This window comes from bacterium (assembly GCA_040753085.1).
Taxonomy (GTDB): domain Bacteria; phylum UBA9089; class JASEGY01; order JASEGY01; family JASEGY01; genus JASEGY01.
The window spans coordinates 19630-28342 of sequence record JBFMHI010000021.1 but is presented as its reverse complement, the minus strand read 5'-3'; the positions used below and the strand labels follow the sequence as shown (position 1 = coordinate 28342).

The following is an 8713-nucleotide window of genomic DNA, read 5'->3' as shown; positions in this document are numbered from 1 at the left end:
TAACTACTTGAAATACAAATACTTTGTAATAACCTCTCGTCATTCCCGCGAAAGCGGGAATCCAGTAATATCAAGGCTTCTGGATTCCTGCTTGCGCAGGAATGACAAAAAGTGCGAAAGTATAGTATTAAAAAAATCGGTGTTTCATCCGTGTAAATCCGTGGCTGAATAGTTACTATTAAAAAATATAAGGAGGAAGAAAGATGTTAAAAAAACTAAGTTTGGTAGTAATTCTGGTAAGTGGGATGGTAGTGGCTTCATTGGGGAGGGTGGCGGCCGATGGAGTGAGAGCGGCGACTTTTCTGAAATATGGGGTCGGCGCCAGGGCCACGGGAATGAGTGATGCTTTTATCGCCGTAGCGGATGATGCCACGGCCGCTTACTGGAATCCGGCGGGGTTGGCCCAGCTTTCTTCGCGTGAGTTTACCGGTATGTATTCTGACCTGGGGCTTGATCAGCAGTTTAATTTTATGAATTATGCCCATCCCTTAGGTCAAGGCGCGGTGGGGGTGAGTTGGGTTAATTCGGGAATTAAGGATTATGACGTGCGTCGTGGTGAAAGTAAAGATCCGATAGCCATTGGAGATATAGGCAATAATATGTTTATCTTATCCTACGGTCGAAATCTGGGCCCAAAATTGTCTGTGGGAATCAGCGGCAAGTTCCTGGCTGAAAAGATGGACGATGTAGACGGAGAGGAGAAGTCAGCCGACGGAATAGGCTGGGATGTGGGCGTGCTGGCCAACCCGATAGAGAGATTTTCTTTGGGAGTGGTGCTGGCTGATCTGGGTATCAGTAAATTAGAGTGGGATAGTGGTTGGAAGGAGAAAGTGCCCATGAAACTGAAGGCCGGTCTGGCCTATCGGCCCCTAAAAAAGGAGGATCTTTTGATGGCGGCCAGTTTTGTGCGGAATTTTGATGAAGATATTACCAGGCTGGATATGGGGACAGAATATAAGATTTTGGCTGATCTGGCCTTGAGGGCCGGGGTCTCGTTAAATAGAGTGGATGAAAAGACTAATACTGAATTTGCCGCGGGCATAGGCTATAATTTAGTCCTATCGCCTACCTTTGAGGTGGGACTGGATTATTCTTACGATAATGTTGATAATGACGTGAGCGATGATGGGCATCGGGTTTCATTAACCGTCAGATTTTAAGGATTTCGGATCACCTCACCACGGAGACAGAGAGATACTGAGAAAAATCTAAAGGACAAGTCTCTTAATTCCGTCTTACAAAACAGGTATTAAGTGCTTTTTTCTAAAATCATTCTCCGTGTCTCTGTGGTGAACGATTACGAATACATTAGCGTTACCAAGCCGGAGATTTGGTAACGAAAATAAAGGCGGGTAGAGGAAGGTGGAAGGTAAAATTGTGGCTGAGTAGTTACAAGCCGAAATCCACTATCTGAAATCCGAAATGAGAAAGGGAGGAATCTTAAATGGGAAAAAGGGCAAGGTGGGTAGCAGGGTCTTTAGTTTGTCTGGCAGTTTTGGTTTTTATGGTGGGATCGGCTCAAGCCGCCTTAAAGACGGTTATGGTTAAGTCAGGGGATACCCTCTGGAAGTATGCCCAGGAATATCTGGGGGATGGCAGCCTATGGCCCAAGATTCAGGCAGTCAATCCTGACCTCAAAAATCCGCATATGCTTTATGTGGGTCAGGAGATTAAGATACCTGTAGAAGTGGCCGAGAAAGTAAAGACTAAGCTGGAAGAGAGGCTGGTGGAAGGGGAAGAGAAGGCCGATGAACTGCAAGAATTGATTGCCAAGTATAAGGCCCAGATAGCTGAGTTGGAAGCAGCTAAAGAGGCTTTAGCCAAAGAAGAAATAGCTGTTCCTGAGGTGGGTGTTGAAGATTGCACTGAACTTAGGGCGGAGAATGCCCAACTGGCTGAAGAAAAGCAGGCCTGTGAAAATGAGGTTAAACGTCTTAATGTCCAGGTAGAGGGATTAGAAGAGCAAACCGTAGAGACAGAAAAAAGGAACGTGAGGTTAAAGGGTGAGGCGGCTCGTCTTGAAGCGGAAATAGGCGACCTGGAAGCCAAGATAACCGCTTGTCAGGAAGAGCTGTCCCTGATAGAAAGCGAAAATACAGAGTTGAAAGAAGTTATTATGGAACTGGAAAATAAGTTGGATGAAGCCCACCTTCCCTTTTATATCTTATTTTCCGTGGTCACGCTGGGACTTTTAGTAGGGATATAACTCGATGCTCGATGCTCGATGCTCGATGCTCGATGCTCGATGCTCGATGCTCGATGCTCGATGCTCGAGGCTCGATACTCGATGCTGGATGCTCGATGCTCGATTGCTCGATGCTCGATGCTCGATACTCGAGGCTCGATACTCGATGCTGGATGCTCGATGCTCGATTGCTCGAGGCTGGATGCTGGATGAGGACAATCGTCTCAAATTTATTGACCTGTCCGGTTAGAATCTTTCATTTTTAAAACCACTGAAGCGGTTACGGTTCTTGGTAACCGCTTCAGCGGTTTTTAAGGATACTCGAGGCTCGCTTGGTGACCTACTTACGTTGAACAGCGGGTAGAGTGAGCCATTCCGAAAGGGGCTGGTCGTAGTGAAGTGAGCCGGGAAGTGGGGGAGCAAGAGGGGCAAGTGAGCAAAGGTGCGGAGGGGTGGATGAGTAGGAGAAGGCGGAGCTAAGTTTTTGCAAGATTTTTAACTTCGCCTATTGGTAAACCAGTAGCTTTTGATATTTTCTCAATGTCATCTCCCAAACTGAGGAGAGTTTTCGCGATCTCTATTGCCTTTTCATTTTTGCCTTTTTCCAGTCCTTGCTGTATGCCTCGTTTTATGCCTCGTTCTATGCCTTGTTCTATGCCTTGTTCTATGCCTTGTTTTAAGCCTTGTTTTAAGGCAAACTCGATGGAATTCTTTTGGAGGTAGATAAAATCGTGCCTTTTAAACTGTGCTTCCAGCTCTTCTTCACTCATCCCGGCAGTATTGGCTATTTCAAAGGCCTTTTTTATCTCGACCTCTTCGACTAATGTCCTGGGGGTGTATTCAAGTCTCCCCGCGTTTTTTATAAAATAGATCCATTTGTCTGTTATTGAATCCAGTTCCTCTTCATTTTTGGTAAACTTTGGAAGCTCAATAAAGATTAGTTCTATCTCATCATTATATTTTATTAATGTCTCTTTTTCTATTAGCTTGAAGTAGGTAATGATATTATCTACCTCTCCAAACATCGTAAAGTCGGTAATAGTCAGGGCAATAATAGGCTCAAGCGTTGTAAATGACTCAGATTTTTTCAGTTGAGATGAATATGCCTTAGCGGCATTATATAGAACTCTTTTTTCAAATCCTTCTACATTTAATACCTGCAAGCATCCAGCATCATGTGATGAACGGTTACAGTATAACTTAAGGTGGACGGGTTTGTCAAGAAATAAATCGACCTGTACGGTTAAGGTTGTAGACTACTGACGCTGAAAGCGTCGAATTTTAAATAGCCGTAGATGCAATCTATGGAAACAAATCGCAACGCTCGACCCTGAAAGGGTCGAATATTATCCATCACATAGAATTCAACCCTTTCAGGGTTGAGCTGTGGTAGATGTTTCGTTTCCGCAGGTTTCACCTGTGGTTATGTAAAATTCAAACCTTTCAGGTTTGAGGAGAGTTGCTTGTAATTTCTAACCGTACAGGTCGAAATAAATATCAGGAGGCAGATGAAGGCGCTTGGTGGCCTACTGAATAGGCCACGAGGGATGCTCGATGGCTGGTAAAGAATCCAGTATCGAGCCTCAAGTATCGAGCCTCAAGTATCGAGCATCGAGCATCGAGCATCGAGCATCAAGCATCAAGCATCGAGCATCGAGCATCGAGCATCGAGCATCGAGCATCGAGCATCGAGGATCGAGCATCGAGTATCGAGCATCGAGCATCGAGGATCGAGCATCGAGCATCGAGTATCAAGCATCGAGTCTCACTTCTGTTCCTTTATCAGCATTATATATGGGGTAAAGTCTGTATTCCTTGACCCAGGGTTGATGCACCACATATTCGGCCTTATGCCAGAGGAAGACCCAGGGGGCCTCCGCCCAGATCATAGCTTCCAGTTGCTCATAAATCTCGAGGCGGTGTTTAGTATTTAGTGTTTGCTGGGCTTCTTCGATAAGTAAGTCAACGGCCTTATTCTTATATCTGGCCCTATTCCCCCCGGAACCCCAGTTGGCTGAATGAAAGAGAGGAAAGAGGAAGTTTTCAGCATCAGGATAATCAGCTACCCAGGCTAAATAGAAGGCATCCACTTTCCCCTGCGTAACGGCTTCCTTGTAGGCGCTCCATTCCAGTTGGACAATCTCGGTAGTGATACCCACCTGCTTCAGTTGAGCCTGAAGAACCTCCGTAATGTTGAGAACCTCCTTATTCGAGGTCTGATAAATCTTCATTGAAAAACCAGCCGGCAGCCCTGCTTCAGCTAATAGTTCCCTGGCTCGGTCAGGATCGTAAGGATATGGCTCAACTTTTTTATTGGAGCCAGGCAGACCTGGGGGGATAGGCCCATGCGAGACCATGCCTTCCCCCTTCAGGATGGTTTTCAGGATAGCTTCTTTATTAATGGCATAATTCAAGGCCTGACGGACTTTAACCCTGTCCAGAGGCAGGGACTGGCAATTTAGTCCCAAATAATAAACATTGAGGCCTACCTGGTAGAGGATATAAGGCTTCCATTCAGGATCGTTAAGGAATCGTTCTTGCTCCACGGAGGGAAGTCCCAGAACATCAAGCCGTTCAGTCTCGAACTCGGCTAAAGCCGTCATATCTTCGGGGATGATCTTATATTTAATCCCAGCGATCTTAGGGGGGTCTCCAAAGTAGTCAGGATTGGCCGTAAGTAAAATTCCTTCGTCAGGACGCCATTCAGTAAGTTTGAAGGGGCCTGTTCCCACTACATGGGCGGAGAAGTCTTCTCCCCATCGCTCCACTTCTGTTTTAGGGACAATATAGCCGGCCGGCATGGTCAAGAGGCCAAGGAAAGGAGCAAAGGGGGCGGCCAGCTCAATTCTGATAGCCGCTGTATCCACGATCGTAAGGCCGGCCACCTCAAACTCCTTGCCTTCAATAACCGCCTTGGCTCCCCTGATTCGGTCCAGGACCCAGGTGCGGGGCGATCTGGTCTTAGGATCAAGGACACGTTCAAAGGAGTATTTTACATCTTCTACCGTCAGAAGCTGACCATTGCTAAATTTTACGCCCTCTCTAAGATGGAAGGTGTAGCAGCGGCCATCATCCGAAATCTGCCAGTCTTTGGCCAAATCAGGCACTATCTCCATCTGCCCGTTGTATCTCACCAGACCGTTAAATATCTTGGCCGTGACCATCCCCGAGGCCACATCAACCGCCAGGGCCGGATCCAATGTAGTAGGATCAGCCGAAAGCCGCATCTTAAGGATATTTTTCTCCGGGAATACTTGACCACAACCGAAAGGCATGATGAGTAGCCAAAATATTAGGATGGCGAATTGCGAATCGCGAATCGCGAATCGCAGATGGCGGATGGCGAATTGAAGACTTTGAATAGCGAAGTTATTTAGATTCATGCATCACCTCTCTGAATTTCGGATCGGACTCTCAAAAGTTTTCGACCTGTATGGTTAGCTTAACCTTACTCACATCTTTTAAAAACCACGAAGAACACGAAGGACACTACTTAGCCACAAAGCCACGAAGGTCTGTTTATTCTCTTTCTTACCCTAATTGGGGGATATTTGTATAAACCTATTTCACAGGTCGATAAATTTTTATCCGTGTCAATCCGTTCTCATCCGTGTAATCCGTGTGCTATTATTGGTAATCTTTGTGCCTTAGTGGCTGATTTTCTTAAGTCTTAACTGCCGACCTTATCCCCCCCCGCCTGTTTGGCCCGGTAGAGGGCTTCATCGGCCTGTTTAAGCAATTCCATCTCTGATTTTATCTTTGAATCAGGATAGGCAGACACCCCCAGGCTGATGGTGAGATGACATTTTTGTCCCTTGATCTTAATAGGATGCTGGCTGATGGACTCCTTAATTCGTTCCGCCAGGGTAATTGCCCCCTTTTTTTCTGTGGCCGGCAGGACAATCCCGAATTCATCTCCGCCGAATCGGGCCATACAATCTGTCTCCCTTACCTTGTGCTGCACCAGTTTGGCAATATGCTTGATCACCCTATTGCCTTGATCATGCCCATATTGGTCATTAATTTTTTTGAGGCCATCGCTATCTAACATTATCACGGACAAAGGCTCTTTGTATCGTTCAGCCCGGGCGAACTCCCGGTTAAGAAATCGTTTAAGGTAACGATAGTTGTAGACATGGGTCAACTCGTCCTGCTCAGCCGCTTCCTTTATTTCCAAAAAGAACTGCGCCCTCTCAATGGCCAATGAGACCTGATTGGCCACAATGACAAATATCCGTTTGTCCAGAGGAGTAAAGGCATGGGGGGTCAAACTGCTGATATTTATAAGCCCAATGGCCTTGTGATTTGTCTTCAAAGGGACAGTTATAAAAGAAGCCAATTCTTCCTTAACTTGACTGGCGATTACTTCATATGCACCCTTTTCCACAGAAACAATTGACTTCCTGGGATGCCTCAACTTTCTATCGGACGGATTAGCCTCCAGCCAGTCCTGGCTCAGCTTTTTCCTTAATTTCTCTAAACAATCATCATCCAGGGGGCAGGTTGGCCTTATCTCCCCCTGGAGGGTTTTCCCTTCCAAGAGAAAGAAAGCCCCCGCATGAGAACGAAAAAAGGATTGAATCCGTTCCAGGACCCACCTTAGAATCTCCTTGGGCTCCTGAATAGAAGAAATGGCCCGGGCTACGTCGTAAAGGAGATTAAACTCCTCAGCTTTGGCCCGTAATTCTTCAATCTTTTGGGCCTCAGTCCTTAATTTTTCTAATTTTTCGGCCTGAATTTCTTGAGTCTTTTGATCTTCTCTCTCTATGGCCGCCTCATATAATTTCTCCCTGAAGTCAATCTCTCGCTTGAGGGAGGCAAGCCGATGGAGGTCCCGGCCTTCTGTTTCCAGCCTGGCCGAATCTGTGTCCAGCTTAGCAGTAATGGCCTCCTCTTTTCCGGCAGGGACAAATGGAGTTAAAGTCTCAAGATAAGTCTTTAGTTCATCACTATCCTTCACCTCATCAAATAATTTACTCAAGGTGAGCAGTTTCTCCGAGTTAGTTCTGAGATCAGCCAACTCCCTCTTCTGCTCCTCTATCTTAACATGTTCTTGTTCAACCTCTTGTTGTAGCTCCTTAATTTTAGCCATCTCTATTTCTTCTCTTTCGGCGGCTGACTTCTTTTTCCGGTGGGCAATAAGGGAGGCATCAATCGCCGAAGCGGCATAATTACAGAGAATGGAAAGGAGCCTGACATCATCTTCATTAAAACTCCTCCTGGTAGCTTCATTGTTGACATTGACCACACCAATAGACTTATGGCCTACTTTAAGAGGGCAAATGATTAGAGATTTGGTGTAGTAACGGTCGGGTTTATGTTTTATCCTGAACCGCCTGACCTTGCCCACGTCTTTTATCAATAACGGCTTGCCTTCCTTAGTTACGTAACCAACCATGCCTTCGCCTACCTTCAGCCTGGTGCGTTTGACAGCTAACTCCGAGAGGCCTACGGCCGCCTTAATGGTTATTTCCTGGCTTTCAGGCTGGCACAACATCAGGGAACAGATTTCTGCATTCATCGATTTAGATATGAGGTCAACTAAGAGCGAATAAAGTTGTTCTGTCTCCAATTCAAAGATAAGGTCTTCGTTCAATTTAAAGATACGGTAAAATTCAGGAATGATTTTAGGGGTAAAGCCGGTTTTGAGGGAACGTTGACTGTTAGTGATAAGATTTATAAAGGCTTGAGACAAAAGGTGGATCAATTCGACATCTTTCTTTAGCCTGGAGGCGGAAATGGCTGGGATTCTCTCCAGTAAGATAGGGAATCCATCTTCGTCCATATCCGACTCCTGGACAAGTCCTTGATATACGGCTGGATCTAAGTCAGGATCTACCATCTGGCAGCCGTGGATGAGACCTATTAATTCATTTTCCATCAAAAGGGGAATGGCAAAGCCTAATAACAAAGCGATACAAGGCTCAACTACCGCGGCCTTAGTTTCTTCGGCTTTAGCCATAATTTCCGAAATTGACGACCGGCATTGAATTTCTCTCCCCGATTGGGTCTTGACCGCTTGACAATACGCATTCTCTGCCTCTTTTTTCAGAGCAATTTCCCCTTTATTGTCGATGACCCTATAGTTGGAACAGCCAATTTTCTCGTCAAGGATATTAATAATCGTCCGCTGCCAAACCCTGCTTTTTAAAAAGTCGTGAAGAGTCTTTTTTTTCTGGTTCGTATTCATTATCAATTGTAACTACTCAGCCACTAAAGACACAAAGATTACCAATAATAGCACACGGATTACACGGATGAAACGGATTGACACGGATAAAAATTTCTTAGAAAAAATCCGTGAGAATCCGCCAAAATCTGTGTCATCCGTGGGCTATTCTATTATTCTCTTTGTGGCTTAGTGACTTTGTGGCTGAATAGTTACTAATTATTAATCTGGTGGAGGCGACCGGATTCGAACCGGCGACCTCATCCGTGCGAGGAATGCGTTCTCCCAACTGAACTACGCCCCCACTCTGAATGGTTATGAGTAACTAGTGCCTTGTCACGCCGTGTCCCTAAAAGCCT

Annotated in this window: 8 protein-coding genes and 1 tRNA gene; 3 read left to right on the top strand and 6 right to left on the bottom strand. The window is 45.8% G+C overall.

All coding sequences use genetic code 11. From position 1 onward, the window contains the following. The first annotated feature begins 203 nt into the window (after positions 1-203). The 3 genes from AB1797_04240 to AB1797_04230 all read left to right on the top strand — a co-directional run bounded on the left by AB1797_04240 (position 204) and on the right by AB1797_04230 (position 2435). Positions 204-1160: a PorV/PorQ family protein gene (locus tag AB1797_04240; protein MEW5766822.1), complete on the top strand. Its 957-nt coding sequence runs from the start codon at positions 204-206 to the stop codon at positions 1158-1160. Positions 1161-1444: 284 nt separating this feature from the next. Continuing rightward, on the top strand, positions 1445-2206 hold the full coding sequence (locus tag AB1797_04235) for a LysM peptidoglycan-binding domain-containing protein (GenBank protein MEW5766821.1): 762 nt from the start codon (positions 1445-1447) through the stop codon (positions 2204-2206). Positions 2207-2231: 25 nt separating this feature from the next. Next, entirely contained in the window at positions 2232-2435 is a 204-nt protein-coding gene (locus AB1797_04230) for a hypothetical protein (protein MEW5766820.1), read from the top strand. A gap of 226 nt (positions 2436-2661) precedes the next feature. Here AB1797_04230 and AB1797_04225 read toward each other — a convergent pair whose 3' ends face one another. The 6 genes from AB1797_04225 to AB1797_04200 all read right to left on the bottom strand — a co-directional run bounded on the left by AB1797_04225 (position 2662) and on the right by AB1797_04200 (position 8658). Continuing rightward, on the bottom strand, positions 2662-3348 hold the full coding sequence (locus AB1797_04225) for an Rpn family recombination-promoting nuclease/putative transposase (protein ID MEW5766819.1): 687 nt from the start codon (positions 3346-3348) through the stop codon (positions 2662-2664). Between the two features lie 334 nt (positions 3349-3682). Next, positions 3683-3811, bottom strand: a complete 129-nt coding sequence (locus tag AB1797_04220; GenBank protein MEW5766818.1) for a hypothetical protein — start codon at positions 3809-3811, stop codon at positions 3683-3685. Further along, complete coding sequence (locus AB1797_04215; protein MEW5766817.1) at positions 3769-3930, bottom strand: hypothetical protein; 162 nt, start codon at positions 3928-3930, stop codon at positions 3769-3771. Before AB1797_04215 ends, AB1797_04220 begins: the two co-directional genes overlap by 43 nt. 6 nt (positions 3931-3936) lie before the next feature. Continuing rightward, positions 3937-5412, bottom strand: coding sequence for an ABC transporter substrate-binding protein (locus AB1797_04210; GenBank protein MEW5766816.1), 1476 nt, complete (start codon positions 5410-5412; stop codon positions 3937-3939). Positions 5413-5855: 443 nt separating this feature from the next. Beyond that, positions 5856-8375, bottom strand: a complete 2520-nt coding sequence (locus tag AB1797_04205; GenBank protein MEW5766815.1) for a diguanylate cyclase — start codon at positions 8373-8375, stop codon at positions 5856-5858. Between the two features lie 207 nt (positions 8376-8582). Then, positions 8583-8658: transfer RNA gene (locus AB1797_04200), tRNA-Ala, on the bottom strand. Between the last annotated feature and the right edge of the window lie 55 nt (positions 8659-8713).

Coding starts and splice junctions, on each gene's coding strand:
- AB1797_04220 (MEW5766818.1), bottom strand. CDS start 3,811: ATGCTCGATGCTCGATGCTCGATACTTGAGGCTCGATACTTGAGGCTC.
- AB1797_04215 (MEW5766817.1), bottom strand. CDS start 3,930: ATGCTCGATGCTCGATCCTCGATGCTCGATGCTCGATACTCGATGCTC.
- AB1797_04230 (MEW5766820.1), top strand. CDS start 2,232: ATGCTCGATGCTCGATGCTCGATGCTCGATGCTCGATGCTCGAGGCTC.
- AB1797_04210 (MEW5766816.1), bottom strand. CDS start 5,412: ATGCGGCTTTCGGCTGATCCTACTACATTGGATCCGGCCCTGGCGGTT.
- AB1797_04235 (MEW5766821.1), top strand. CDS start 1,445: ATGGGAAAAAGGGCAAGGTGGGTAGCAGGGTCTTTAGTTTGTCTGGCA.
- AB1797_04205 (MEW5766815.1), bottom strand. CDS start 8,375: ATGAATACGAACCAGAAAAAAAAGACTCTTCACGACTTTTTAAAAAGC.
- AB1797_04240 (MEW5766822.1), top strand. CDS start 204: ATGTTAAAAAAACTAAGTTTGGTAGTAATTCTGGTAAGTGGGATGGTA.